Annotated in this window: 23 protein-coding genes; 10 read left to right on the forward strand and 13 right to left on the reverse strand. The window is 70.6% G+C overall.

What is annotated here, in order from left to right; translation table 11 throughout:
* The first annotated feature begins 242 nt into the window (after nucleotides 1-242).
* Nucleotides 243-1475, forward strand: coding sequence for a glucose-1-phosphate adenylyltransferase (glgC, locus tag PZE19_RS26990; RefSeq protein WP_277863705.1), 1233 nt, complete (start codon nucleotides 243-245; stop codon nucleotides 1473-1475).
* Between the two features lie 107 nt (nucleotides 1476-1582).
* Here the strand turns inward: glgC and PZE19_RS26995 are convergent, their stop codons facing one another.
* Both PZE19_RS26995 and PZE19_RS27000 read right to left on the reverse strand, forming a co-directional pair.
* Entirely contained in the window at nucleotides 1583-2326 is a 744-nt protein-coding gene (locus tag PZE19_RS26995; protein WP_277863706.1) for an Npun_F0296 family exosortase-dependent surface protein, read from the reverse strand.
* A gap of 250 nt (nucleotides 2327-2576) precedes the next feature.
* Entirely contained in the window at nucleotides 2577-3923 is a 1347-nt protein-coding gene (locus tag PZE19_RS27000) for a hypothetical protein (protein WP_277863707.1), read from the reverse strand.
* 168 nt (nucleotides 3924-4091) lie between these two features.
* On the opposite strand from PZE19_RS27000, the gene PZE19_RS27005 reads away from it, so the two are divergent.
* Entirely contained in the window at nucleotides 4092-4283 is a 192-nt protein-coding gene (locus PZE19_RS27005; protein WP_277863708.1) for a hypothetical protein, read from the forward strand.
* A 78-nt stretch (nucleotides 4284-4361) separates the two neighbouring features.
* Nucleotides 4362-6275: an asparagine synthase (glutamine-hydrolyzing) gene (asnB, locus tag PZE19_RS27010; protein ID WP_277863709.1), complete on the forward strand. Its 1914-nt coding sequence runs from the start codon at nucleotides 4362-4364 to the stop codon at nucleotides 6273-6275.
* Here the strand turns inward: asnB and PZE19_RS27015 are convergent.
* Nucleotides 6257-7708 (reverse strand): glycosyltransferase family 39 protein, encoded by a 1452-nt coding sequence (locus tag PZE19_RS27015; RefSeq protein WP_277863710.1) that lies wholly within the window; start codon nucleotides 7706-7708, stop codon nucleotides 6257-6259. The two genes, asnB and PZE19_RS27015, sit on opposite strands and share 19 nt — an antisense overlap.
* Nucleotides 7709-7976: 268 nt before the next feature.
* Between PZE19_RS27015 and PZE19_RS27020 the strand changes: the two genes are divergently transcribed.
* Nucleotides 7977-8963, forward strand: a complete 987-nt coding sequence (locus tag PZE19_RS27020; RefSeq protein ID WP_277863711.1) for a DUF4349 domain-containing protein — start codon at nucleotides 7977-7979, stop codon at nucleotides 8961-8963.
* A gap of 7 nt (nucleotides 8964-8970) precedes the next feature.
* Here PZE19_RS27020 and PZE19_RS27025 read toward each other — a convergent pair whose 3' ends face one another.
* On the reverse strand, nucleotides 8971-10650 hold the full coding sequence (locus tag PZE19_RS27025; RefSeq protein WP_277863712.1) for an OprO/OprP family phosphate-selective porin: 1680 nt from the start codon (nucleotides 10648-10650) through the stop codon (nucleotides 8971-8973).
* Between the two features lie 259 nt (nucleotides 10651-10909).
* Between PZE19_RS27025 and PZE19_RS27030 the strand changes: the two genes are divergently transcribed.
* Entirely contained in the window at nucleotides 10910-11875 is a 966-nt protein-coding gene (locus PZE19_RS27030) for a PLP-dependent cysteine synthase family protein (protein WP_277863713.1), read from the forward strand.
* A gap of 208 nt (nucleotides 11876-12083) precedes the next feature.
* On the opposite strand, the gene PZE19_RS27035 is transcribed toward PZE19_RS27030, so the two are convergent.
* Nucleotides 12084-12257 (reverse strand): DUF1328 family protein, encoded by a 174-nt coding sequence (locus tag PZE19_RS27035; RefSeq protein ID WP_277863714.1) that lies wholly within the window; start codon nucleotides 12255-12257, stop codon nucleotides 12084-12086.
* Between the two features lie 835 nt (nucleotides 12258-13092).
* On the opposite strand from PZE19_RS27035, the gene PZE19_RS27040 reads away from it, so the two are divergent.
* The gene (locus tag PZE19_RS27040; RefSeq protein WP_277863715.1) at nucleotides 13093-14886 is read left to right on the forward strand and encodes a glycosyltransferase family 39 protein; all 1794 of its coding nucleotides are present in this window, start codon (nucleotides 13093-13095) and stop codon (nucleotides 14884-14886) included.
* Nucleotides 14887-14916: 30 nt separating this feature from the next.
* Here the strand turns inward: PZE19_RS27040 and PZE19_RS27045 are convergent, their stop codons facing one another.
* The 4 genes from PZE19_RS27045 to PZE19_RS27060 form a co-directional block, all read right to left on the reverse strand.
* Nucleotides 14917-15405 carry a YciE/YciF ferroxidase family protein gene (locus PZE19_RS27045; protein ID WP_277864391.1) on the reverse strand — a complete coding sequence of 163 codons (489 nt, stop codon included), beginning with the start codon at nucleotides 15403-15405 and terminating at the stop codon, nucleotides 14917-14919.
* A 191-nt stretch (nucleotides 15406-15596) separates the two neighbouring features.
* Nucleotides 15597-16052, reverse strand: a complete 456-nt coding sequence (locus tag PZE19_RS27050; RefSeq protein WP_277863716.1) for a hypothetical protein — start codon at nucleotides 16050-16052, stop codon at nucleotides 15597-15599.
* Between the two features lie 110 nt (nucleotides 16053-16162).
* Complete coding sequence (locus PZE19_RS27055; RefSeq protein WP_277863717.1) at nucleotides 16163-16486, reverse strand: DMT family transporter; 324 nt, start codon at nucleotides 16484-16486, stop codon at nucleotides 16163-16165.
* 52 nt (nucleotides 16487-16538) lie between these two features.
* Nucleotides 16539-17891, reverse strand: coding sequence for a lactate racemase domain-containing protein (locus PZE19_RS27060; protein WP_277863718.1), 1353 nt, complete (start codon nucleotides 17889-17891; stop codon nucleotides 16539-16541).
* 416 nt (nucleotides 17892-18307) lie between these two features.
* Between PZE19_RS27060 and PZE19_RS27065 the strand changes: the two genes are divergently transcribed.
* The 4 genes from PZE19_RS27065 to PZE19_RS27080 all read left to right on the forward strand — a co-directional run bounded on the left by PZE19_RS27065 (nucleotide 18308) and on the right by PZE19_RS27080 (nucleotide 22277).
* Nucleotides 18308-19270: a hypothetical protein gene (locus PZE19_RS27065; RefSeq protein ID WP_277863719.1), complete on the forward strand. Its 963-nt coding sequence runs from the start codon at nucleotides 18308-18310 to the stop codon at nucleotides 19268-19270.
* A 96-nt stretch (nucleotides 19271-19366) separates the two neighbouring features.
* Entirely contained in the window at nucleotides 19367-20113 is a 747-nt protein-coding gene (locus PZE19_RS27070) for a hypothetical protein (protein ID WP_277863720.1), read from the forward strand.
* 177 nt (nucleotides 20114-20290) lie between these two features.
* Nucleotides 20291-21676, forward strand: coding sequence for a DUF2157 domain-containing protein (locus PZE19_RS27075; protein ID WP_277863721.1), 1386 nt, complete (start codon nucleotides 20291-20293; stop codon nucleotides 21674-21676).
* Nucleotides 21663-22277 (forward strand): GDYXXLXY domain-containing protein, encoded by a 615-nt coding sequence (locus PZE19_RS27080; protein WP_277863722.1) that lies wholly within the window; start codon nucleotides 21663-21665, stop codon nucleotides 22275-22277. Before PZE19_RS27075 ends, PZE19_RS27080 begins: the two co-directional genes overlap by 14 nt.
* Nucleotides 22278-22409: 132 nt before the next feature.
* On the opposite strand, the gene PZE19_RS27085 is transcribed toward PZE19_RS27080, so the two are convergent.
* From PZE19_RS27085 to PZE19_RS27100, 4 genes are all read right to left on the reverse strand, one after another.
* Nucleotides 22410-22847, reverse strand: coding sequence for an SRPBCC domain-containing protein (locus PZE19_RS27085; RefSeq protein ID WP_277863723.1), 438 nt, complete (start codon nucleotides 22845-22847; stop codon nucleotides 22410-22412).
* A 16-nt stretch (nucleotides 22848-22863) separates the two neighbouring features.
* Nucleotides 22864-24231, reverse strand: a complete 1368-nt coding sequence (locus tag PZE19_RS27090; protein ID WP_277863724.1) for an LbetaH domain-containing protein — start codon at nucleotides 24229-24231, stop codon at nucleotides 22864-22866.
* A gap of 527 nt (nucleotides 24232-24758) precedes the next feature.
* Nucleotides 24759-25157, reverse strand: coding sequence for a nuclear transport factor 2 family protein (locus PZE19_RS27095; RefSeq protein WP_277863725.1), 399 nt, complete (start codon nucleotides 25155-25157; stop codon nucleotides 24759-24761).
* A gap of 56 nt (nucleotides 25158-25213) precedes the next feature.
* Nucleotides 25214-26179, reverse strand: coding sequence for an SDR family oxidoreductase (locus tag PZE19_RS27100; protein ID WP_277863726.1), 966 nt, complete (start codon nucleotides 26177-26179; stop codon nucleotides 25214-25216).
* Nucleotides 26180-26189 lie beyond the last annotated feature (10 nt).

A 26189-nucleotide genomic window follows, 5' to 3' on the forward strand; every position in this document is an offset into this window, starting at 1 on the left:
TCGCGTCGTCCGCACCCCAGGATACGAACGGCCCGCGAAGATTCCGGGTGGATCCCGCGAGCCTTGGGGGAGGGACGGCGGCCGCGGCTCGGACGATAGCTTAACGGATGACGCGCCGGTTCCGCAGCGCCGGGCGCGGCGGTAGGTTGGGGCGGCCTGCGGCGCGAGTTAAGATGGAGGACGCCGTACAAGGCGAAGGGCCGCGAACCGACGGACGGGACGGCGACGAACGGAGGGGGACGGTGTATCGCGACGTACTGGCGATCGTGCTGGCGGGCGGGCGGGGATCGCGGCTGGATCCCCTGACGCGGGACCGCGCCAAGCCGGCCGTCCCCTTCGGGGGCATCTACCGGATCATCGACTTCACGCTCTCCAACTGCATCAATTCCGACATCCGGCGCATCCTGGTCCTCACGCAGTACAAGGCCACCAGCCTCAACCGCCACATCGACCAGGGCTGGAACTTCCTCTGCCGCGAGCTGGACGAGTACATCGAGGTCATCCCGCCCCAGCAGCGGATCGCCGAGACCTGGTACCAGGGGACGGCCGACGCGATCTATCAGAACGTCTACACGATCGAGAAGGCCGCGCCCCGCGACACCATCATCCTGGCCGGCGACCACATCTATAAGATGAACTACGCCCGGATGATCGACTTCCACCGCCAGCAGCGCGCCGACCTGACAGTCGCCTGCCAGCCCTCGTCGCTGGAGGCGGCGCGCGACTTCGGCGTGATGGGGACCGACGCCGAGGGCCGGATCACCCGCTTCGTCGAGAAGCCGAAGGACCCGCCGCCCATGCCCGGCCACCCCGACCAGGCGCTGGCCTCGATGGGCATCTACGTCTTCAACACCGACGCCATGTACGAGCTGCTCTTCCAGGACGCCGCCCGGAAGGAGGCCAGCGACCACGACTTCGGCCGCGACATCATCCCCCGCATGGTCGCCAAGGGGATGCGCGTGTACGCCTACCCGTTCCGCGACGAGAACCGCAAGACCGCCGCCTACTGGCGCGACGTCGGCACGCTCGACGCCTACTTCCAGACCAGCATGGACCTGATCGCGGTCGACCCGATCCTCAACCTGTACGACCGCGAATGGCCGATCCACACCTACCAGCCGGCCTCGCCGCCGCCCAAGTTCGTCCACACCGACCCCGACCGCCGGGGCTCGGCGTACAGCTCGATCGTCTGCCAGGGGGTGATCGTCTCCGGGGGCCAGGTCTACCGCGGCATCCTCTCGCCCGGCGTCCGGATCCACAGCTATTCGCTGGTCGAGGATTCGATCCTCTTCGAGGGCGTCGACGTCGGCCGCCACGCCAAGATCCGCCGCGCCATCGTCGACAAGCACGTCCGCGTGCCCGCCGGCTTCACGATCGGCTGGGACCGCCGCCTCGACCTCGAACGCGGCTTCACCATCACCCCCGAGGGCGTCACGGTCGTCTCCAAGGACGAGGACCTCGAACGGTTCGTCTGAGAGGCCGTCGGCCGGCGCGCGGGGGCGCCGCGACGGGCCTCGCGGCGGTCCGGTCGCGGCGGCTCGTGGGTCTGTTTGGAAGACCATGACGATCGGCGGTCGGCCGATCAGGCGGGGCGGCGGCCTCGCCGGCGGGCGGCGAAGCCGCAGGCGGCCAGCATGGACGCCCCGGCCATCGCGAGCGACGACGGTTCGGGGACCACGCCGACGCCGTCGATTCCGGTCCCCGGAGGGGTCTCGAGGGCCTCCGCGCGGATGCTGAAGTTGTCCAGCTCGAGCCGGCTGCCGCCGTTGGGGTTCATGAAGACGATCCTGTCGAAGGTCGTCCCATCGGTCCCCGTGAAATCCAGGTACGCGAACTTCTCGCCGTAATCCTGGCCCGAAAAGTCATCGGTCGGGTTCCCCTTGTAGTGGTAGTCCAGCGCGCCCAGGGCCGTCGTCGGGTTGAAGCTGGCGAGCAGGGTCGAGCCCGAGTAGATCGCGAATGCGTTGGTGGGGTCGGCGGCCGACCACCAGAAGCCGAAGAACGACTGGGCCGTGTTGAACGTCAGGGTGGTGGGCGCGTCCCCGGCGACCGCCAGGTACTTGCCGACGCCCCCGGCGCCGCCGTACTGGTCGGCGGTCCTCACGAACATGCTGTCCGAGGTGATCGTGCCGACGGCCGTCGTCAACGACGACTGCCAGCCGGTCTCGAAGCCGTCGAAATCCTCGGTCGTCACGTCGGCGACCGACGTCTGCTGCGCCTTGGGCGGCTCGACGCTGAGGACCAGATCCGCATACGCCGTCCCCGTCCCGAGGCCCAGCACCACCGACGCAATCCCAAGTTGCATGCGCAGGGAAGCCATTCGCATCAAGCCAATCCTTCTTTCTTAATCGGTGAATCCACGGGGCGGCGGGCCGCGCGACGCGGACGGGGCCGGGGACGATCGAGAGGGTGCAGAAACGTCGATCGAACCCGGCCGATCGCGTCGGGGCGTTGCGGCGCCTTCGCCGCCGGCTTTTGCAAGTCGCCACATGAGAAGGACTAGGTCGCGGGGTGCCCGACATGTCGGGGCGTCGCGATTTATCCACTCCGCATCCGCCCGAGGCCGCCTCCGGGCCTCACTCGGTCGCGGCGCGGATCAGGGCGACGGCGGCCTCGGCGAGCAGGCGGCCGGCCTCGGGGGCCATGAGGCTGGGGGGACCGAAGGTGCACTCGTAGCCGCCCCGCGCGAAGGCCTCTTCGTGGGGGAGGTAGCCGAGCATCCCGTTCGCATAGCAGACGACGAAGGTCCGCACCGGCCGCGACCCTTCCTTGATCGCCAGGCCGTGGCGGGTGAACGACTCGCTCGGCTGGGCGGCGAACGCGGCTTCGCCGACGCGGAAGACCTGCACCTCGGCCTCGACGCTCCCTTTCGCCTTCATCATGGCGAGCAGGCCGGGGATCTTGCGGTCGTAGTAGCCCGGTTCGCCGAATCGCTGCGCGCCGCGGGCCGTCCCCTTCACGTCGTCGTCGGTGACCCGGCGATAGGGGATCGCCACCCGGGTCGTCGCGGCCGAGAGCGTCGCGGGCGTCGTCCACTTCGGCGATTCGAGGGCCCTGGCGACGTCGGCGGCGAGCATGCGGCCGATCTCCTCCATCGTCTTGTCGGGCCTGCCGCGGGGGTCGTCGTAGGCGACGTCGCCGGCCGCCCCCTGGAGGAAGAGCGTGATCGGGAAGCCGCGGGTCCTGAGTTCGCGGGCGAGCACGCCGGGGTATCCCGCGCTGAAGAAACGTTCGCCGCCGTGGTGGGTCGGGTGGCAGGCGAAGTTCACGAGGACGCCCTTGATCTTCCCCGCGCGGCCGCGGACCGCGAGGACGCCGACCTCGGGGTCGATGGGGCTCTCGTGGGCGAGGGCGTCGGGGTCGCGGAACGAGCCGTGGGTGCGCGCGGTCCCGTCGCGCATGACGACGCGGCGGTTGTAGGCGACGTCCCACTCGACCGCCTTGCCGACGGCGATCTCGGCGTCCTCGCGGTCGGCGAGCGCCCTGGCGACGGCCTCGGCCGCGGCGGCGACCATGCGGGCGATGTAGTTCTCGTCGCGGGGCAGGGCCTCGTCGATCATCGCCGGCCCGGCGTGGTTGTGCGTCGCCGCGACCATCACCCGCGAGCCCGGGATCCGATGCTGCGTCTCGACGGCCCCCCGGATCGCCGCCGTATCCTTCTCGCCGACGAGCGCCACGTCGAGCTGGACGATCGCCAGCGGGCGTTCGTCGCCCACGCCGTCGCGATCGAGCTGGAAGACGACCGCCCGCGCGAAGATCGGGTCGAGCGCCCCCTCGCCCGTGAGCTTCGTGTTCCACCCCTGCCGCGGCGTCCCGTCCGGCGGCGTGACGTCCACCTCGCCGAACCCGGCGCGGAGGGTCTGGGCGGGCAGGGGAGACGTCGACGCGACCAGGAGGGCCGCCAGGAGCCAGGACCGACGCATGGAACAAACCTCCGAGAACCAGCCCGCACGATCCGGGGGGGAAGCGGGCTCCAGGCTACCCGGGCCGCGGGGTCCGGACAATCGGCCGGCCGCCGGTCGAACTTGACGCGAGGGGAAGGGTTTCTATGCTCGGCCTCGGGATCCGACCGACGCGGGGGAGGGCTGGGCATGAGACGTCTCGCCGGGTTGCTCGTCGCGATACTGTTCCTCGCAGGCTGCGCCACAACGCAACACACGGACGTCGGCGAGGAGAACGGGCTCGTCGACTTCCTGCGCGGCCCGCTGGGTGGCGCGCACTGGGGGCCCTGGACTCCCGAGTTCGCGCCCGATTCCACGACCATGTCGAGCCGACGTCGCTGACCCGGCCTCCGCCTGCTATCCTGGATTTCGGCCGTCCGATCGAGCGGCGCGGGTGGGATCTGGCGAAAGGCGCGGGCCATGTGCGGCATCTGCGGGGCGGTCTGGGGCGATCCGAGCAAGGCGCTGGGCGAGGACCGCCTGCAGGCGATGATGGACCGGATCGTCCATCGCGGGCCCGACGATTCCGGCGTCTATCGCGACGGGCACGCCGCGCTGGGGTTCCGTCGCCTGGCGATCGTCGACCTGCCGGGGGGGCATCAGCCGCTCTCGAACGAGGACGGCACGATCTGGACCGTCTTCAACGGCGAGATCTACAACTTCCCCGCGCTCCGGCGCCGGCTGGAGGCGAAGGGCCACGTCCTGCGCTCGACCGGCGACACCGAGGTCCTCGTGCACCTCTACGAGGACGAAGGTCCGAGGATGTTCGAGCTGCTGCGGGGCATGTTCGCGCTGGCGATCTGGGACGCCCCCCGCCGCACGCTGGTCCTGGGCCGCGACCGGATGGGCCAGAAGCCGCTGCTCTACCGCGAGCACGACGGCCGGCTGGCCTTCGCCAGCGAGCTGAAGGCGCTGACGGTGCTGCCCGAGGCCGACGTCCCCCGCCGCATCGACCCGGCGGCGCTCGATCAATTCCTCACATTTGGATACGTCCCGCAGCCCCGGACGATCCTCGAAGGCGTACGCAAGCTCCCGCCGGCGCACTACGCGGTCTGGCATGACGGAAAGCTGCGCGTCGAGCGCTACTGGAGCCCGGACTGGAACGCCGAACGCCGGCGGCCGTTCGAGGAGGACGCCGAGGAGCTGCGCGCGACGCTCGACGACGCGGTCCGCGAGCAGATGATCGCCGACGTGCCCCTGGGCGCGTTCCTCTCGGGGGGCGTCGACTCGACCATCATCGTCGGCCTGATGCAGCGGGCGTCGACGCGGCCGGTGAAGACGTTCGCCATCGGCTTCCCCGACGCCGCCTACGACGAGACGGCCTTCGCCGCCGCCGCCGCGAAGGCGCTCGGGACCGACCACCACACGTTCATCGTCGAGCCCAAAGCCTGGGAGACCCTGCCGGCGCTCGCCCGCCAGTTCGACGAGCCGTTCGCCGACAGCTCGGCCCTGCCGACCTGGCACGTCGCCCGCGAGACCCGCCGCGAGGTCACCGTGGCGCTCACCGGCGACGCCGGCGACGAGCTGTTCGGCGGCTACGACCGCTATCGCGCGCTCGCCCTGACCGAACTCTACCAGCGCATCCCCGCCGGGCCCCGCCGGCTCCTGGGCGGGACGATGAGGAGGCTGGTGCCGCGGACGGGCAAGGCGAAGTCGCGGCTGCGCGCCCTGGAACGGCTCGCCGAGCGGATCGACGAGCCCGCGTCGGACCGCTACCTCGGCTGGATGGCGACGTTCGACGAGGACCAGGCGATGGGCCTCTACACGAACGACCTGATCGACCGGTTCCAGCCCTCCGCGGAGGCGACCGACCCGGCCGCCGTGCTCGCCCGCGCCATGGGCGAGGCGGGCGGGCGCGACGTGGTGACGCGCGCGATGGTCTCGGACCTGCTCACCTACCTGCCCGGCGACCTGCTGTACAAGGTCGACATGGCGAGCATGGCCCACAGCCTGGAGTGTCGGGGGCCGTTCCTGGACCATCGGGTCGTCGAGCTGGCGGCGGCGATGCCGCTCGACCGCAAGCTGCGGCTGCGCCCGGGGCGGTCCAAGGTCGTGCTCAAGCGGGCCTTCGCCGACCTCATCCCCGAATCCATCCGGAAGCGCCCCAAGATGGGCTTCGGCGTCCCGGTCGGCCGCTGGTTCCGCCACGAGCTGAAGGCCGAGCTGACCGAGATCCTCCTCGACCCCGCCACCCTCGGCCGCGGCCTCTTCCGGCCCGAGCGGATCCGCGAGCTGGTCGACGAGCACGTCTCCGGCCGCCGCGAGCACGGCCACCGCCTCTGGGCGCTGCTGATGCTCGAACTCTGGATGCGGAACTACCTCGACGCGTCGTGAGCGTACGCGGCCCTGACCAGCGGGGCGAGCCTCGCGACGGTCAGCCTGCCGAGGTCGACGACCGGTCGCACGCCCGCCGTCGCCGAGGCCGGCTCGGGGACGGCGCGGGATTTGTCGATCAGGGCGTCGCGGAACAGCCAGTAGTCGCCCGCGCGGTCCAGCGTGCCGGCGGCGAGCCGGTCCAGGTAGACCTGGAGCGAGATCACCGGCACCCGCTCGGGAAGGTAGTAAGCGACGGTCTGGAAATACATGTTCGGCTCACGCGCGTCGAGGACGACGACCGGGTTCCGCGCCGACCGGAGCATCTCGCGAGTCGCCTCGCGCCACGCGGGCTTCCTCTGCTCGTCGTAGACCCCGGACTTGAGCGAAGGCAGCGTGAACCCGAGCACCAGGGCCGTCGCCAGGCCGCCGACGGCCAGGGGGCGGAACCTCGCGGCGCCCGCGACCAGCAGGATCGCCCCGGGCATCAGGAAGAGATGATATCGTAGGGGCCCCAGGATGGGATGGCGGAGCCACGTATACGCGGTCATCAGGCCGATCGGCGAGGCGACCCACGCGCACAGCATGAGGCCGGTGCGCAGCCGCTCCTCGCCGGACGTCCCGTCGCCCGTGGTCGCGCCCGCAGGTCGACGCCGGTCCGGGACGAGCCAGGCCAGCGCGACCACTCCGAGCACCGGGGGCAGCCATCCGACGGGCCAGCCGAGGCCGTAGGCCACCCAGTTGAGCCAGGCCGTGCCCAGGCCTCCGGCCGTCTTCGGGTCGGGCGGATGGTCGAGGTAGCGGCCGACCCAGGGCAGGATCGCCGCGAACGCCAGCGCCTGGATGGCCAGCCACCGCGAGGGCCGCAGCATCGACCGCCGGGCGTCGATCCCGTAAGCCGCGGCCAGCGCCACGATCATCAGCCCGCCCAGCGGGTGCGTGTAGGCCAATCCCACGAGGCAGAGCCCGAAGGCCAGCTCCCGGCCCCGGCTCCGACCGCGACGGAACGAGAAGAGCAGGGCCCACGACGCGGTCGTCCAGAAGGCCAGCAGGCTGTACATCCGGGTTTCCATCGCGTAGGCCAGGTCGAGCGGGCAGACGGCGAGCAGGGCCGTCGCCGTCAACGTGGCGGCCCGCGATCGGAACGCCTGCCAGGCGGCGGCCGCAAAGGCGCCCAACCCCAGGACGCTGATCGCGGCGGAGAGGCCCCGGGCGGCCGCCTCCGAGGTCCCCCAAACGGCGGTCCAGTACCTCAGGAGCAGCGGATGCAACGGCGCAGCGACCATGTCGAGCCGGGCCAGCCGCTCCGCGAACTCGCCCAGGGTCGGCGCCCCGGCGACGCGCATCGCGACGACCTCGTCGAACCAGAAGCTATGAATCCCGAGCGCGCCGAATCTCAGGGCCGCGCCGAGAATCAAAATGACCCCCAGGGAGATCCCGAACGTCCGCCGCATCCAGGGGCCTGACCCCGTAGGCGGGATCGACGCGTCATCCCCAGAGGGCGAGGGACGGCCGTCATCGGGCTTTCGTTCGCGGCCCGGCATGTCGATCTCGCCTTGAAAGATACGAAAGGTCCCCCGGACGACGCCTTCACCGATCCTCAAGATCGGACGAATCGGCAATTTCCCTCTAACAAATCGTCCGCACTCGTCGTCTATGGTATTGAGAACCACGCTCCTGCGAATCCGCCGAGACCGCCTCTCTCCGAAAGGCTCGAAGCCGATGCGAGCACTGACGACCACCCTGCTGACGCTGGCGTACCTGCCGCTCACCGGATGCGGCGAGGGGATCGTGGCGACGACCGCCTCGAGAACCTTCGCGGCCCCGAAGAGCGCCATGGTCGCCGCAAGGTCCCCGGCGTTGGCCGATTCAAGCCCGGCCCCCGCGGCCGGCCCCGCCATGATGGGCGGAATGATGGGGATGGCCGGCCAGGCCCAGGCGAAGTCCGAGGCCGCCCCGCCGACCGCGGCGGCGCCGGCGGGAGTGACGCGGAAGGTGATCTACGACGCGACGCTCGACCTGGCCGTCGACAAGGTCGACCCCGTGGCCTCGAAGGTCGTCGCGCTCGTCGGGTCGTCGGGCGGCTACATCGCCGAGGAGAACATGTCCGGCTCGCCGGGCGCCAATCGGGCGCTCTTCTGGCGGCTGCGCATCCCCGTGGACCGCTTCGACGGCTTCGTCGAGGCCGTCAAGGCCCTGGGCGAGCTGGAGCAGTTCAACCGCAAGTCGCAGGACGTGACCGCCGAGTTCTACGACATCGAGGCCCACGTCAAGAACAAGAAGGTGCAGGAGCTGACGCTCCAGAAGATCCTGGAGGAGCGATCGGGCCAGCTCGAAGAGGTGCTGAAGGTCGAGGTCGAGCTGTCCCGCGTGCGGGGCGAGATCGAGCAGCTCCAGGGCCGCATGCGGGTGCTGGAGGCCCTCTCGTCGCTGGCCACGCTGACGCTCACGCTCCGCGAGCGCGACCGCTTCGAGCCCCCCGCGCCGGTCGTCGCCGACTTCCCGACCCAGGTCGCCCGCACCTGGCACGCCTCGATCACGCAGCTCGTCGACGTGGGCAAGGGCCTGATCCTGTTCGCGGTGGCCAACGCGGTCTGGGCCCCGTTCTGGATCGTGGGGCTCCTCGTCGCCTGGATCGGCGTGCGGCGGCTGATCGCCCGGCTCCGGCCGCTCCTCGTCCCCGCCCGGCCCGTCCCCCCGAGCGTCTGACCGGGGCTCAGAAGTAGACCTGGAACCGCATCCAGAAGAGGTCCGAGGTCGACTGACGCAGTCCCTGCTGCACGTTGTACAGGACCGGCTGGGCGAACATGGCGTGCTCCCAGTCGAAGTAGACTTTGACGAACTTGTTCATGTACCAGTTGAAGCCGAGGTCGGTCATCTGGGTGTGGTTCGTCCAGTTGTTGCGGTCGACCAGGCCGGCGGTGAAGACCTGCTCCCCGAGCGCCAGCGTGCTGTAGCGGCCGGTGACCTCGAAGGCGCCGAGGCCGAACTTCCCCTTGCGGAGGTCGAAGGGGTGGAGCGGCTGGATCAGGGTGCGGTCGCGGATCGTCTCGCCGGTGAGGATGTAGCCGGCCTGGGCGAACCAGCCGCTGATGGGGACGGTCGTGAACGGGCCGGACGTCTTCGTGGAATAGCTCTCCCGGCCGCCCTGCCAGGCCCCCATCAGGGTCAGGCCGCCGAGGTAGTAGGCCGCGTGCAATTCCCAGAGCGCCCGCCGGCCCCGCTCGCGGACGTTGTCGTTGAAGACCATCCAGGGGACGTTGGCGGAGTTGGCGGCCGTGTCGCCGGTGATCCCCGAGGTCGCGGGGGGCGCGCTCAGCCGCAGCGCGGCGGGCGACAGCGGCTGGTTCTCGCGGCCCGCGTCGACCGAGCCGCCGAATTGCAGGTCGCGCAGCAGGAAGCCCTCTTCGCGGTTGTAGAACGGCTTGAAGTTCATGAACGCCATGACGTCCTGGCGGTTGTCGTACGGCTTGAACGAATTGCGCTGGGTGTTGAACGTGCCGACCGCGTACTCGATCCGGCGTTCGAACAGGTCGCCCGTCCCCATCAGGCCGAAACGCCGATTCCCCTCGTAGTTGTTGGCGAACAGCGACCGCTCGGGGGCGAGCAGGTGCCACACGTGGATGCGATACCACTCGTACGAGAAGGGCGTCTTGTAGCGGCCCACGCGGACCTGGAACCGCGAGTCGTAATTGAAGTTGAGATAGGCGTCGAGCAGGCCCACGCTGTCGAACGTGTTCTGGAATGAGAACTCGTACTGGATCGGCCTGGTGAAGTTCCCGAAGAAATAGATGCGACTCCGGGGGTTGTACAACCCCGAGGAGACCGGGTTCTGGTTGGGCTGCTGGTAGATGCGGGCGTCGACCTGCGTCATGCCCCGGATGCCGAACGTGAACTCGTCGTCGTGGGTCGTCCACTTGAAGCCGTCGTGGGCGAAGTCGTAATACGACCTGAGGGGCATCGTGGCGACGGCGGGGGAGCCCACCTCCTGGGCCGTCCCGGTGTCGGTCGGGTCGCCGCCGCTCGCCTTCGAACCGCCGCCGGCCGCCGACGGGAACGATCCGTCGTCGGTCCCCGTGCCGCCGCCGTCCTTCCCTCCCTCCGCCTCGCCCGCGCTCGTCGAGCCGGCCGCGCCACGGGCCATCTCGTCGACCTTGCCCGACAGCTCGTCGTTCTTCCTGGACAGTTCTTCGAGCTTCTGGATCAGGTGTTGATTGATCGCCTCCATCCGACGCAGGCGTTCGGCCGTCGAGACGTCCTCGGGGCCCGGCGTCGGATCGACGGCCGGCAGGGGCGGGGCCGCAGCCTCCTGCGCCATCCCTCGCGAGCCGCCGAGGACGACGCCGAAACCCAGCAGAACGGCGAGGCCGGGCCTCTTGAAGACGTACGTGCACATGATTCGATCGGGCTTCCGGGGTCCGCGGGAGGATGCCTTCGAGCCGGGCGCGGCCACGACGAGACGTGTTGCGTCCGAGGCCCGAACGGGCGTCGACGCATTCGTGAGCCATGATCCTTCATCGGCGCGCGGAACGCGTCGACTTTGACGAATCCGCCGATTGCGCCGTGCAAGCGGCCCCGACGGCCGACGCCCGCGGTGTGGTAACCTGATCGGGACGAATATCGAAGCGTCCCGACGCCATCCCGCGAGGAGTCCCGTGAACACCGTCGCCCGGCTGCCCGATTGCAACCACTATCTCGACCGCATCGCGGCGACGCCGCTCATCCCGGTCCGGCTCGACTCGAGCGGGCCGACGATCTGGTGCAAGCTCGAATTCCTCAACCCCAGCGGCTCGACCAAGGACCGGATCGCCGGCTACATCCTCCACAAGGCGGTCCGGACCGGCAGGGTGGCCCCCGGTGGGACGGTCGTCGAGGCGTCGAGCGGCTCGACGAGCATCGCCATGGCGCTGGCCTCGGCGCAGCTCGGGCTGAGGTTCGTCGCGGTGATGCCCGAGGGGGTCAGCCCGGAGCGGCGGATGATCATCGAGTCGTACGGCGGCGAGGTCCAGTTCTCGCCCCGGGCCGAGGGGATCCTGGGGGCCCTGGCCGGCGCGGCGACCGCCGCGGCCGAGCGCGGGGCCTTCCTGCCGCTCCAGTTCGAGAACCCGGACAACCCCGCTGCGCATCGGAGCCGCACGGCCCAGGAAGTCCTGACGCAGATCCCCGGCGGCTGCGTCGACGCCGTGGTCAGCGGGGTGGGGACGGGGGGCACGCTCGTCGGCCTGTTCGAGGGCCTGTGCGATCACGGCTGCGCGCCGACGGCCTTCGCCGCGCGGCCCGTCACCGGCACGTCGCTGGGCGGCGGGGGGGCGGAGTGCTGCTCGTTCAGCGGCCGCATCCCGGGCGTCGTCGACGGCCTGTCGACGATCTACACGAAGTTCCGCGCCGAGCGCTCGGCGTCGCTGGTGGAGATCGACGTCCCCGACGACGAGGCCGTCGAGGTCGCCCGCCGCCTGATCCGCAAGGGGTTCCCGGTCGGCCCCAGCTCGGGCCTGAACTTCCAGGCCGCCCTGATGGTCGCGGGGCGCCTGGGCCCCGACGCGCACATCGTCACCGTCTTCCCCGACCGGATGGAGCGCTACTTCTCCACGGAGCTGTTCGCCAGGGCGTCGAAGGCTTGACGGGGGGGGCGGGCGGTTATTTCGTTTTCCTGCTTGTGGGGGAAGGACGTCCGTGAGTCGACGAAGTTACGGCGCCAACCTGTGAAGCTCCGCCTCCCCGACGACCGCCTTCCCCCACAAGCAAGAAAACGAAAAGGGCCGGCCGGAGACGACGCGAGCATCCTCGCATCCTCCCCGCCCGGCCCTTATTTTCGGCGCTCGTCCGGCGTCAGATCGCCGGCGGACCGGCGGATCGGCCGAAGACGAGCGAGACGACGAACAGGACCAGGAAGACGAAGACCAAGATCTTGGCGATCGAAGCCAGGTCGCCCTGAAGGCCGCCGAAGCCCAGGAAGCCCGCGATCAGAGCGAGCACGAAGAATACGATAGCCCAGCGCAACATGGTCGGGGTCCTTTCGCCTCAATGGCATGGGGAAGTCTTCGGCGGCCGACCTCGCCCGGATCGTTTCGATCCTCGGCGGGTCTCTACGACGCCGTCGTTCTTGCTGGATCTGTAAGGCAAACGTGATGCCATAGCGCCGACTTCCATCCAAAGAAATCGGCGCAAGCATTTTTGTTCCCGGTCATCGACGTCGCCGCGACGTCCGAGTGGCGTCGCGACGATTGCGCCGGACGCGACTCCGACCCTCTTGCGGGGACTCGCAGGGGACGACGCGCCCATCGCGCAGCGGGGTGCGCAGGGCCAAGCCGTCGCCGACCCGAAACTCGACGTGAAGGGAATTCAATGGACCGCGGGTCGGAGGGCGGCCGATATCGAGGGGTGACGACGGCGCGAGCGACGCGTCGCAGTCGCGACTTTCGAATGAATTGTCGGGCCCAGGCCGTTTCGACGGCCGACGCGATGGGCCGGAGGTCACGTCGCATTCGACTTTCGTCCCGACTCCGGCCGCCTCGCGGGATTCCGCCGAGGCCGAAGAGGGGTCGCGACGAGGCGGGATAAGGACGGCCCTGTGCATCTGGGAACCGAGCGAACGCCTATCCCCCGGACTCTTCGGATATGGTATGGTCCGTCGAAACCCACTTCGGCTTCGATGGGACGTACGCCCGAGGTCAAGGCCCCGGGCGCAGGGTCGCCCTCCATCACGATCCGGACGGATGAGACGATGGGAACGCGCGTGCTGCGACCAGTGCGGAGGTCGGCGTCGCCGAGGACCCGGTTCGAACCGGCCGTCCCGCGACCGCCGCGTCCGCTGATCCGCCCGGCGCCGCGTTCGGCGATGTTCTTCCCGCTCGTCGTGCTCGCGGCGATCCTCCCGGGCCTGGCCGCGATGCGGTCGTGGGACCTGACCGTCCCCGGGCCGCTCTGGGGACTTCGGGCGATGGCGGTCGCGGTCGACGGCATGTTCGTCGACCAGACGGGCGCGTGCGACGCCATCAAGCCCGAGCGCGAGTCGGCCGGGTATCGCAGCGTGGCGTTCCAGCCGCCGCTCTACCCGTGGCTCGCCGCGGTCGGGCTCACCCTGAGCGGCGACTGCGACCCGCTCGCCTGCGTGCTCCCGAGCTATGCGGCGGGCGCGGCGATCGTCATGCTCGTCTACCTCCACGGCCGATTGTGGCGGGGCGGCGGCATGGGCTTCACGGCCGCGCTCCTGATGGCGTTCAGCCCGAGCCTGCTGCTGCGCGAGCAGGAGATGACGCCCCACCTGCTGGCGACGGCCGGCGCGCTGGCGGCCCTCTACGCCTACGCGGCGCGGACGCGGATCGCCGCCGAGTCGGCCGACCCGCGGGGGCGTTCGCTGCTCTGGTCGGCGGCCGGCGGCGTGGCCCTGGGGGCGTCGCTGCTGACGGTGGAGGCCTTCGGCCTGATCGTGGTCGCCGCGATCGGCCTGCACCAGGTCTACGTGCGGGTGAGCGCCTCGGCCGACCCGAGCTATCGGCCCTCGCCGACGGGCGGACGGCACGCCTGGATCCGCGACGGCGGCGCGATCGACGCCGCGCTGGCGCTGGGCGTCGCGACGGCGATCGCCGCGCCCTGGCACCTGAGCATGTTCCTCACCCACGGCTGGAGCCTCTTCGCCCCGCTGACGCTCCCCGCCTCCGGCTGGGCCGACTCGTACAACCTCGCGGCGCGGATCCTGGAGCTGGCCCCGGTGGCCGCGCCCCTGGCCGTCTTCGGCGCGGCGCGGGCCGTCCGCACGGCCCTGATCGCCGAGAGCGACGACCGCGAGACCATCGGCGGGTCGCTCTGGGCCGCCTGGGCGGGCGTCGCGGCGCTGACGCTCTCGCTCTGGACGACCGGCCCGCGGCAAGCGCTCGAGATCTTCCTGCTCATCCCGCTCAACCTGCTGGCGGCGGCGACCGTCGCCGACCTGGTCAACCGTCGGGTCTCGGTCCGGGCGCTCATCGGCCTGGCGCCGGCCGCGGCGCTCTGCCTCGCCTGGTGGTCCAGCAAGGACCTGCGCAGCGCCCTCGACGACCTGCTCGCCGGCCGGGCGAGCGCGGCGACGACCCTGAGCCTGCACATGACGTTCGACCTGATCGTCGTCTCGATCATCCTGGGCCGCGGCGTCGAGCGCTGGGCCCGCAACCGCGACGACCGCCAGCGCCAGGTGCTGGCGACGTTCCTGCTGGCGACCCTCGTGGCGACGGTCGGCCTGGGCGTCCGCGAGATGGTCTTCCGCCACAGCGAGACCAGCGACCTGCTGATGCTCCGGACGATGATCCTCCGCCGCAACCGCGAGCGGCCGTTCAACCACATCGCGGTCGTCAGCCCGCCGTCGTCGCGGTTCGAGTCCGACGGCGAGCCCGGGTCGCTCACCGCGCCCTATCCCGGCGGCCGGCTCCGCTTCATCCTCCGAACGGCCTTGCCGGCCTTGCCGCAGATCGACCTGACCGACGTCGACGAGCTGCTCACGCTCCCCGACGAGCAGCGGCTGGTCGTGCTCTACGGGGCGGGCAGCCGGCTGTCGTACAGCCTCCAGTCCCGGCTGGGCCTGGAGGCCATCCACCCCGGCCGGACCGGGATCCTCGACGCCTACGCCACGGCGTCGAGCCGCGTCGCCAGGCGCTGAGGACCCGGGGGCGGGTCGATCCGCGCCGCCTCAGGTGGTCGCGGCCTGGGCGTTGACGACCGTCTCGGCGATCTCGCTCAGGAGGTCGTCGGTGGTCTTCTCCTCGGCAAGCGTGTCGCCCAGCAGCTTCTTGACCTCCGGGATCCCCATCGTGGCGGCCCAGGTGCTGAGCGTGCCGTAGCCGGCGATCTCGTAGTGCTCGACCTTCTGCGCGGCGGCGATCAGGGCGGCGTCCTTCACCTCGGGCGCGGCGTCGAGTTCGAGGATTTCCTTCCCCTCCTCGATGTGCCCCTCCATCGCGTGGCACTTCTTGCCCCGGGGGGCCTGGCCGAGCGCCTCCAGGACCTGGGCCAGGCGCTCGGCGTGGATCTTGGTCTCCTCGAGATGCTTCTCGAAGGCCTTGCGCAGCTCCGGATTCGAGGCCGCCTTGGCCATCTTCGGCAGCGCCTTGGCGAGCTGCTTCTCGGCGTCCAGCATGTCGCGGGCGACGTCCACGAACAAATCATTGAGCGATTGCATCTTCACTTCGTCGTCTCCTGGATGGGTCGTCGATTCACTCGGGCGGGGCATGCCCAGGTGTTTAGCAAACGACGCGCCGGGGGACGACGGTCGCTCGTCGGCCGCGATTTCGCCGTCTTCGAAAGCGAAACGCCCCGCGCGGGCGGGGCGTCCGGGAGGCCGTCGGGAAGCGGCGTGCGCGGCGGCCGGCGTCAGCTCGCCTTTTTCTTGAGGACGAACATGAGCTGCTTGTCCTTGGTCTTGAACTCGCGGGGCGTCTCGGCGCCGGGGAGGCCGTAGATGAGCCGGACCTTGTCGCCGTCCTTGTCGATCAGGCCGAGGGCGACCTGGTTCTCGGCGTCGGCGAGCTTGCTGGTCATCTTGATCTTGGCGGCCGACTCGCCCGGCTCGATCGAGTAGCTCGCGCCGTAGACTTCCTTGCTGTCCTTGTCCATGACGACCACGCGGTCCTCGGTGAACAGCACGGTCGACCCCTTGATGCGATCGGCCGCTTCGGGGGTCCCGAACTTCTCGCCCGAGACGATCTCGTAGCCGCCGACCAGGTCGGCCGGCTTCAGCTCGTTGACGGCCTGGGCGCGGGCCGGGGCGGCGGCCGCGAGGATGGTTGCGAAGGCGAAAAGGCTGTTGCGGACGGTCGATCGGCGCATCGTGGCGGCTCCTGGCTGGAGGCGTTTCGTCGGGACCTTCGAGGAGAACCCTCTCGACAAGCCCTTCATAATCCGCAACTCCCGCGCCGTCGTCGCGACCGCCCCGGCGCTCAACCCGCGCCGGCGGCGTATCTCAGCCCGGCGATCCCCAGCAAGATGAGGCCGATCGAGCCCAGTCGCAGGGCCGTCGCCGGCTCGCCGAACAGCCAGATCCCCAGCAGCGCGGTGCCGACCGCGCCGACGCCCGTCCAGACGGCGTAGGCGGTCCCCATCGGCAGGTGGTTCAGCGACCAGCCGAGCCCGGCCATGCTCACGCCCATCGTGGCCAGGAACGCCAGCGACGGCCCGAGCTGCGTGAACCCCTTGGACGTCTTCAGGAAGTACGCCCAGGCCACCTCGAACAGCCCCGCCACGATCAGGATCAACCAGGCCATCGAAACACCTCGGAGAGGAGAGGAAGGACGAGGAAATCGGCCGTCGTCGGAATCATCCCGATGCGTCCTGCGGCGCGTAGGTCAGCCCGCCGCGCGGGAAGATGCGGACGCGGGGCGAGTCGCGGCGGTCGCGGGGCAGGGCGCGGCGGACGGCCCGCCACAGGGCGTCCTGGTCGGCGAAGAGGCGGACGGGGCCGAGGCGGCCGCCGAGCCGGGCGTGGAGCGGGGGCGAGTAGACCATCACGGTGCGGTCGACCACCAGCTCGCGCGCCCAGCGCAGCATGAACGCCGCCGAGGACTCGCGCGCCGAGAGGACCCGTTCGATCAGCGGCACGAGCCGGCGGATCGCCCAGCCCCCGGGCGCGCCCGAGCCGGCGATCAGCCGCATCGCCGTGCGCGGCATCGAGCGGTCGATCTCGTCCGGGTCGGTCCAGAAGAGGCCCACGGTCACGCCCCCCGGGACGCTCGCGGCGCGGTGGTGCAGGAGCGTCTTGAAGCTCTGCATCGGGTCGCCCGGCCAGGGGTTGTTGCCCACGACCACCACGTCGGCCGGCGGGGCGGGGGGGGCCCGGAACCGCGTGCGGGCCTCGTCCGCGAGCGTATCCTGGACCGATTCGGGACGCCCGGCGCAGGCCCGGAAGATCATCCCGGGCGCGCCGATCAGGTGGCTGATCGAGAAGCAAGGGCCGAGCGACCCCGCCGCCTCGTTCACGGCCTGGCGCATCGGGTTCTCGGCCGCGAGGCCCCCCAGCAGCCGGCCGGCGTCGGCGTCGCGGCCCAGCCCCTGGCGGTGCAGGGCGCCCAGGGTCGTGCGGTGGCTCGTGCCCGGGAAGATCAGCTTGTATCCGCCCCCGAAGCCCGCCTGGAGGTGGGGCAGGACCGAGCCGATCAGGACCCGCAGATCGGCCTCGGCGACGGGCCGGAAGACGCGGACGGGGATCCCCCGCGAGGTCGTCCCCAAATCTTCGTACGCCGAGAGGTCGTCGACGGGCGGGCTGTAGCAGCGATGCGCCGCCGCCGGCCCGTCGCCCAGCCGACGCCGCATCGCCGCGTCGTCGACCGCGTGGTGGCGGCCGACGCCGACGCTGATCGTGACGTCACAGGCCGCCACCCCCGCGCGGAGGATTCGGTCGAGCACGATCGGCAGGGCCTCGCGCACCGGGGTCCAGCGCGAGGGGTCGTCGACGACGATCGCGACCTTCGAACCGGGCCGGACCTGCTCCTCCAGCCGCGGGGCGTCCCGGGGCGCGTCGAGGGCCCCGTTCAGCGCCGCGGGATAGTCGTCCACGGTGCCCGCGAGGTCGGGCTCGACGACGTCGTCGCGGCCCACGCCCCAGGCGCGGGGGAGGTCCAGGGCCAGGCTGCCTTCGACGCCCCAGGGCGCCTCGATCGTTCCCTTCGTCATCCGTCGTCCCCATCCTCCCGGCGACGCCGACGCGGACTGCGGCGGGCCGCCGGGACCGCCACGGTACGGCATCGTCGGCCCGGCCCGCAACCGGGACGGCCTCCGCCGGGAAACCTCGGGCGCGGGGGCCCGGCCGTTCAACTTTCGGGTGGTCGAGTGTATGATGACGGGGACGGACGCCCCGCGCGGCCGTCGGCTCAGACGCCGCCCAGCGCCACGCAATCCCCCAAGGAATCGGCCATCCTCGACGCCTCGCGACGTCCCCGGCGGTCTCGACCGCCCGCCGACGTCGTCCGACCGTCCCCACGCGAGTTCCAGCCGAGTTTCGCCCTTTTCAGGTCGCGACGTCGTTCGAATCCGGCCCCGGACGCCGCTCGATCCATCGCGACGAAAGAAATCGTGGAAGAGATCGGAAAATGACTCCATCGTTGGCACAACTCGCCGAGCTGGTCCGTCAGGCGGAGTCCAAGACCCGCGCCCGGAAGATCGAGGCCGAGACCCAGCACGCGGCCGAGCACTTCCGCGTCGCCGAGAAGCGGTCGCGCCAGGCGCTGGAGCGGATGCGCGTCGCCCGGCCGACCTGCACCCGGGCCCTCGAGCAGGCCGACGCCGACGAGCAACTGCTGAAGGACCTGGTCCGCAAGCTCGCCCAGTTCAAGTCGTCCCTGACCTCCGACGCCGACGCCGAGCAGCTCATCGCCACGTCCCAGGCCGAGATCGACCGGACGCGACAGGATGCGAAGGCCGAGCTGGATTCGGCCGGCCGCGAGCTGGACGAGGCCCGCCGCGACCTCCGCGCGGCCGTCGACGCGTACCGCCAGCTCCGCCGCGAGCTGGAGCGGCTCCAGCCCGGCCTGATCGAGCAGTTCGCCGACGAGGACCGCCTCCTCTGGGACGCCGAGAGCCACTTCCCCGGCGGCCAGCTCCAGCTCCTCGCCCACGAGGTCGAGGCCGGCCTGAACGCCTACGCCCACCTGGCCAAGCTCGAACAGTACGCCCGCCTGAAGGTCTGGATCGGCCGCTTCCGCTACCACCAGGCCGGCCCCGACCGCGAGACCGAGAACGGCGAGGACGTCCAGACGCTCGCCCACAAGGTCTTCCACCAGCTCAAATGGCTCTCGCGTCAGTACGAGCCCGGCTACATCGAGGCCTTCCGCCAGGACTTCTCCACCGACTGGGCCGCCTACGTCGCCGAGGCCCAGGAGCAGCTCGCCCAGGCCGTCGAGGCCCAGCGCCGCGCCCGCGCCGAGGCCGCCGAGCAGCCGACCCACGCCCGCGCACGCCTCGCCGCCGAGGCCTCCTCCCGCCGCCCCGGCTCCATCAACGGCGACGCGGTCGAGGAGCGCGAGGACGACGACCTGGGAGGCGAGGAAGACTGAAACCGTGAGACGACCCCGCCCCGACGAGGGTCCCTCGTCCGGGCCCGGGTCGCGGGAGCGGAGGCGTCCTTGGGGTTGCGACCGCCCGAGAGAGCGATGGTGGTTCGGCGACTCCTGATCGCGATCTCCGCCTGGGGCGTGCTAACGACCTCGGCCGTGACGGTCTTCATCCTCACGAACGAAACGAACCCCGACCACCGCGCCATCATCAAGATGGGGGTCGCGCTGATCCTCATTTGGTGCGTCCTGGGCGGCCTGGCGATGCGCCTGCTCCGGGATCGGTTCGTCCGCCTCGTGACCCGCCTCCCGCTCGGATGGCGGACCCGGTTCGTGGTGCTCTGCATCGGCTTCGCCCTGCTCGAAGAGGCGGTGACGACCTCGCTGACCAACCTCGCGCCGTTGTTCGGCGCCGCGACCGACGCCGCCCGCATCACCGCGTCCCGGAACTACTTCGAGGTCGTCCTCCTGAACAGCGTCGTCGCCTTCGTCCCCATGTTCCTCGCCTGGGGATGGCTGCTCTCGCGCTACGACTTCCGGCCGGCCGAGGTCCTCCTCCTGTTCGGCCTGAACGGCACGCTCGCCGAGACGCTCAGCTTCGGCCCGCACAACCTGATCCAGGTCGGCATGTGGGTCTGGGTGTACGGGCTCATGGCCTACCTGCCCGCCTGCACCACGTCCGAGGAAAGCGGGGCGCGTCCCGCACGCTGGTATCACGGCCTGACGGCGGTCTTCCTGCCCCTGGTCTTCATCGTCCCGCTGATGTTATGGCTCGTCTGGAAGGCTGCGGCGACGGCCTGGAAGGCGCTCCGATCCGGTCGAGGCAAGGCCGGAACGATGAGCTGATCGGCCCGCAGCGACGATCGAGGCGGCGGGCGACCGGACGAGTCGCCCTGGACGGGCCCGTCACAATTTCGCGCCATCTCGCCATAGGCGTGCTAGAGAGTCTTCAGGGGCGCGGCGTCGTGCGCGCGCCGGGAATCGAGGACGGGCCGCGCCGGCGTCGGCGCACGGGAACGGACCATGGGCGGTCGCGAGATCACGGCCGACCGGCGCGCCTGGCTGGTGGGCGAGCTGGAGGCCTGGACGACGCAGGGGTTGCTCTCGGGCGACCAGGCGAAGGGCGTCCTCGGCCTGTACGAGGGGGGCACGCCCGAGGGCGAGGCCGCGAGGCGGACCGATCGGGCCAGCTCGGCGGTCATGGGGCTGGGCGCCCTGATGATCGGCCTGGCCGTCCTCACGGCGGTCGCGTTCAACTGGCAGGAGCTGTCGACGTCGGTCCGGATCGCCCTGATCCTCCTGACGCTCGGCGGCACGTATGCGGGGGCCTGGGCCCTGCGGTATCGGGCGGGCGCGAGGACGGCGTCGGACGTCGTCTGCTTCCTCGGCTGCCTGCTCTACGGCGCGGGGATCTGGCTGGTCGCGCAGATGTTCAACTTCAACGTCACGGGCGTCGAGGGCTTCTGGTGGTGGGCCGTCGGCGTCCTGCCGTTCGCCCTGATCGTGGGGACCTGGCCGCTGCACGCGCTGGTCGCGACGACGCTGGCGGCCTACACCGCCGGCGCGGCCCTGGGACCGGCCCTCGGCTGGTTCGGCGCGGCCTGGAAGGTCGCCGAGCCGGCCTGGAGCGTGCCGATCCTGACGGCGTTCGGGCTGTCCTGGGCGTACGCGAGGAAGTCGCGGAGCGTGCTGGCCTTGTACGTCGCGCTCGGGACGTTCTGGGTCCTCGTGCAGCCGTCGGCCTGGGAGTTCGACGCGACGCCGATCTACTGGGCGGGGCTGGTCGGGGCGATCCTCATGCTGATCGCCGCGTGCCATCCGCCCGAGGCCGGCCTGGGGATCCCGTACCGGTTCCTCGGCGTCCTGCTGGTGGGGGGCGTGCTCATCCCCCTGAGCACGTACGCGTTCAACTCGGAGATTCGGGGGCAGGTGCTCCCCACGCCGCTGGCGATCGAGACGGCGGCGGCCGTGGTGCTGGCGGCCGTCCTGTTCGTCGTCGCGGCCGACCGCGACCGCCGCCGCGAGGGGAGGGGGGTCTCGCTGGGCCGCAGCGTGCTGGCCGCGCCGGGGCGGTGGTTCCCGCTGGCGATGCTGGCCCTCTTCGCGGCGCTGGGGTTCTGGAACGCCGTGGTCGACGAGCCGATCGCGACGACGATCGGGGCGAACGCGGCGATGGCCTCGCTGGCGATCTGGCTGACGATCGTCGGCACCCGCGAGGATCGCGGCCGGCCGTTCGCGGCAGGCGTGGCCTACTTCCTGCTCTGGGCGATCGCCCGCTACCTCGACCTGTTCAGCGGGTTCGGCGGCATGCCGGGGGCCGCCTTGATGTTCCTGGCCTGCGGCGCCGGCCTCGTCGGGGCCGCCTTGCTCTGGCGCCGGCTGAAGGAGGTCCCGCATGCTCCCGCCTGAACCACGCCCCGCGCCGGCCTCGGCCGCGATCGACCCCGACTTCGACGCGCCGGCCCGTCGCGCCCTCGGCCCGTTCGCCGGCCGCGAGTCGGCCCTGCTGATCGCCGCGGCGGCCTTCCAGCTCGCCGTCCTGGGCTGGATGATCGCCGGCACGTTGTGGACGTTCCGCGAGACGCGGACCGTCTACGTCAAGGTTGCGCCGGTCGACCCCCGGGACCTATTCCGCGGCGAATACGTGACGCTGTCGTACGACTTCAGCCGCGTCCCGCCGGGCGGGGTCGAGGGCCTCCCCGGTCCCTACACTTACGACAACGAGTCGGCCTGGCGCAACCACCCCGTCTTCGTCCCCCTGACGGCCGAGCCCGACGGCAAACACTATCGCTCCGGGCCCCCCCGCAGCACGCCCCCCGAGGGCGACGTCCCGTACCTCCAGGGGACGCTCGACGACGAGTCGCAGATCGCGTTCGGCGTCGAGTCGTTCTACGTGCAGGAGGGCCGGGGGGCGGAGTACGAGGCCGCCGCCCGCGACCACAAGCTCTGGGCCGAGATCGGCCTGACCGCCCAGGGCCAGGGGATCCTGAAGGGCCTCGCGATCGAGTGAGAGGCGCGACGACCTTCGAAACGACGACGCGGGGCCGGTGCGATGGGGTTCATCGCTCACGGCCCCGCGGTCGGAACGTAAATCAAGCGTCGCGACCGTCCCCGGGGGAGGGGCCGCGGGACGAGCCGTCCGTCATGTCGCGGAGAGGGCGTCGGAGGCGACTTCGGCGCTCAGGCGGTCGAGGTTTTGCTCGTTCGCGGGGACGACGATGTGGCGGACCGCTTCGGCCACGGCATCGTCGTCGAACGCCTGATCCCAGGCCACGAGGGTGCCGGCGGGATGCTCCTGCAAGCGGACCGTCAGCTCGAAATGCGGCTGCGAGACGTGCCGGATCACGACCTCGCGGTCCGGGACGATCGACGCGAACAGGGCTTCGTTGGGATACGTCGTCCCCGTGGGCCCGTGCATGGAGAAGATCCATAGGCCGCCCGGACGGAACTCGAACGTGTCGAAGGTGTTGCTGAAGCCGTCGGGGCCCCACCATCTCGCGAGGCGGGCGGGATCCTCGAAGGCGGCGAACACGGCGCTCGGGCCGGCGGGGATCGCGCGTTCCGTCGAGAAGGTCGTCATCCAGGCCTCCCTGTCGTCAACGGCTGACGAAGCCCACGAGGGCGTTGTTCACGTAGATCGCGCCGGCGGGGATGTTGGTCCCGGCGGGGAAGGTCGAGTTGAGCAGGTAGGCCATCGGGCCGACGGTCGAGCCGGCGCCGAGCGACGAGCCCTGGACGACGGCCCCGCCGCCCACGGTCACGTCGTCGCCGAGGACCGACCTGGTCCCGCTCGCCCCGTCGAGGATCACCACGCCGGGGCCGGCGACGAACCGCTGGCCGATGGCGAGCGCGCCGCCGTTGGGGGCGTTGATCGTGACGCTGTTCGCGGTCTGGGCGATCGAGCCGATGGTGATCGACTGGCCCTGGTCGGCCCGGATCGCGTTGCGGCGGCCGACGCTCGACGCGACCTGGTGGGCCCGCTGGGTGATCGACGCGTTGCCGGTGGCGCGGGCGGGGAAGCTCGTGAGGGCGGCGGGAACCTGGCCGCGGTGGGGCGAGGGGAACTTCGGCGCCGTGCCGGCCGGCAGGAAGGTCGTCGCGGGCCCCGGCTGCGAGTTCGAGCCCAGGATCGTCGACAGGTTGCCGTTGAAGATCCCCGTCCGGGTGGTCGGCACGCCCGGGCTGACGCCGGTGGCCGACTGCCCCTGGTACAGCGTGATGTAGCCGACGCCCAGTTGCAGGTTGGCGGTGATCGTCTTGCCCAGGTCGGACAGGTCCGCGGCCGTGACCGGCGTCACCTTGCCGAGCGCGGGGTCCGACGCCTCGGCGTCCGTCGTGACGTTCGCGCCCGCCAGGACCTTCATGCCGGCCGGGACCGTGACGCCGGGGCCGACGCGGGCCAGGGCCGACACGAACGCGCCGGGCGCGATGGCGGCGCCGTCGATCACCGCGCCGGGGCCGATGTAGGTCGGCTTCGAAGCCTCGTCGTAGGCCCCGATCACGGCCGGGCCGTTCACGGTCGCCCCGTAGCTGATCTCGACCTGGCTGCCGATCCGCACCTCGGGGACGTCCGACCCCTTCGAGTGCGTCGGGTTCGCCGTGATCGCGACGTTGTCGAGGATCGCCGTCCCGCCGCCGATCTTCACCACGCCGTCCGACGCATTCAGCTTGGCGTACGGCCCGATGAAGCTGCGGGCGCTCACGATCACCGCGTAGCCGTTCGTGACGCCCACCGACGGGTCGATGTAGGTCGCCGCGGCGGCCGTGTAGCCGTACGGCAGGACCGGCGTGTTCGGCCGGACCACCGGGTAGCCCACCGGCTGGTTCAGCAACGACTTCAACTCGGCCGACGAGATGTAAGTCGGCCAGTTGCCCGAGGTCAACAGCCGTCGCGCCTCCAGGCCCTCGGCCCCCGGAAGGAGCGCCTGCGAACGCCGCTTCGAGGGTTGCGATCGTTTGAGCATCATGATCATCCGTGATCAAATTCGTCGGGCTCTGGCCCCCTGGACTCGACGCGATGATTACCTATATCGACGCACCCCCGCCGTCTCTCTAGTCTTCCTGATTGAACATTAATCCTTATAGCCGCCAACGGCCTGAGGACGTCGCGTGGCGAGGTAACCCCTGGAGAGCCGGTCGGCGAGGCCGGAATGACCAGAACGGCACCCACGCGAGTTCGGCTCTCGTCGCACGGGCTGACGAAACCAAATCGATTCGGTCCCGATCGCCATCAAGAGGAAGCAGGGGGGGATTTGCGATACCAAGGTGGTTCGCCAGAGTAACCTATCCAACTCGGCACCCGATTGGCCGTCGTCGCCGGGGGCCGGAAATACGGCTCGAAGTTCACATGCCGCCCCCCCGCTCGAGCGGTTCTCGATTCGCGCCGAGCAATCCTGTTGGGTTGGGACCGAGGGACGAGCCAGCCTCGTTGAGGTCGACCTGCAACGTGCCTTTACGCGTTGTATCGGTGCCGATCGTTCAGGCCCGGGGATCACGCCATCTCGGAGGCCCGCATTAACGCTTGGGTGTCGATATACTCCCGGATGTTCGTCAGCTTGCCATCTCGAACGGTGATGGCGAAGACCCAATGGTCCTCGAACGTCCTATTCGTGGCCTTGATTCTCCCCGTGGCGAAGCCGACGACCAGAACCCGGTCTCCTTGCGCCACGAATTCGCGGGGTTCTGTCGAAGTTTCCACCGTCTCGGAAGCCTTCTGAAGCAGAGCTGCCAATCCCGCGTGCCCGCTGTACGTGCCGGCCAGCGGCCAGTCCTCGCCCGGGATGATCCACTCGATGTCTTCGGCGACCAGCGCCAGCAGATTCTCCTCGTCGCCGCGGCCGATCGCGGCGAAGAAGTCTTTCACCGTCAGGACGTTCTCTTGAAGGCTCATTGAAATATCTCCCTCTCTCTTAGATTGGATTCGTGGTGGCGTTGGTTCAGTTCAGCTCAGTGGGCAGGGAAGTAGTGGCCGTTGTCCAAATCGGCGAGCAGGCCGGGCTGAGCGGGTTCCCAGCCCAGGGCATGGCGCGTGATGAGGTTGGACGCCGGGAGGTCCAGCGTGACCAAATTCGCGAGGAACCCGAAGTATCCCGGCAGCATCAGCACGTCCGCGGGGATGCTGACGGCCGGCAGGCCCAGGCGGCTGCCGATGGCCTCGGCGATCTCGCGGAACCGGACGCCCTCGCCCTCGATCCCGTGCCAATTTTTGCCGGCCGGGCCCTTCTCCAGCGCCAGGCGGAACAAGGAGGCGAGGTCGCGGCCGTGCACGGCCGGCCACAGATTCGCTCCGTCCCCGGGGTAGCCGACGGCGCCCTTCTCCTTCGCGAGCCCGATCAGAAGCGGGAGGAAGCCGGCATCGGTCGTGCTGTGCGCGATGGGAGGGATCCGCACGATCGAAGACCGCACGCCCCGCTCCGCGAGGCCGACGACGGCGAGCTCCACGACGTTGCGAACCCGCAGGGAACCCTTGTACTCACCGCCGCCGGGGGGAAGGGCCGGATCCTCCTCGGTCGCGGGTCGTCCCAGGAAGTGGGCCCCGGGGGCTGGCCAGCCCAAGTTCGTGGGCGAGCCAATGCTCCCCGACGCGACCAGGGGCTTTCCGGTTCCGGCCAGGGCCTCGCCGTACGCGAGCATGATCTGGAGCTCCGCGGCGGCCACTGCGTCCATCCCACCGGAGGGAAGCAAGTCTTGCCTGTGGGCGACGTGGATGACGCCGTCGGACTCCGCCGCCGCCGCTTTGAGCCCTTCGAGATCGGAAAGATCCCCCCGACGCACCTTGGCGCCGAGCGCGGACACCGCCGCCGCGGACTCGTCGGATCGGGCCAGGCCGGTGACCTCGTGGCCGGCGGCGATGAGCTCGGGGATGATGTACGAACCGATATGGCCGGTCCCGCCAGTGACGAAAACACGCATTTCATGCTCC

The organism is Paludisphaera mucosa (genome assembly GCF_029589435.1).
Taxonomy (GTDB): Bacteria; Planctomycetota; Planctomycetia; order Isosphaerales; family Isosphaeraceae; genus Paludisphaera; species Paludisphaera mucosa.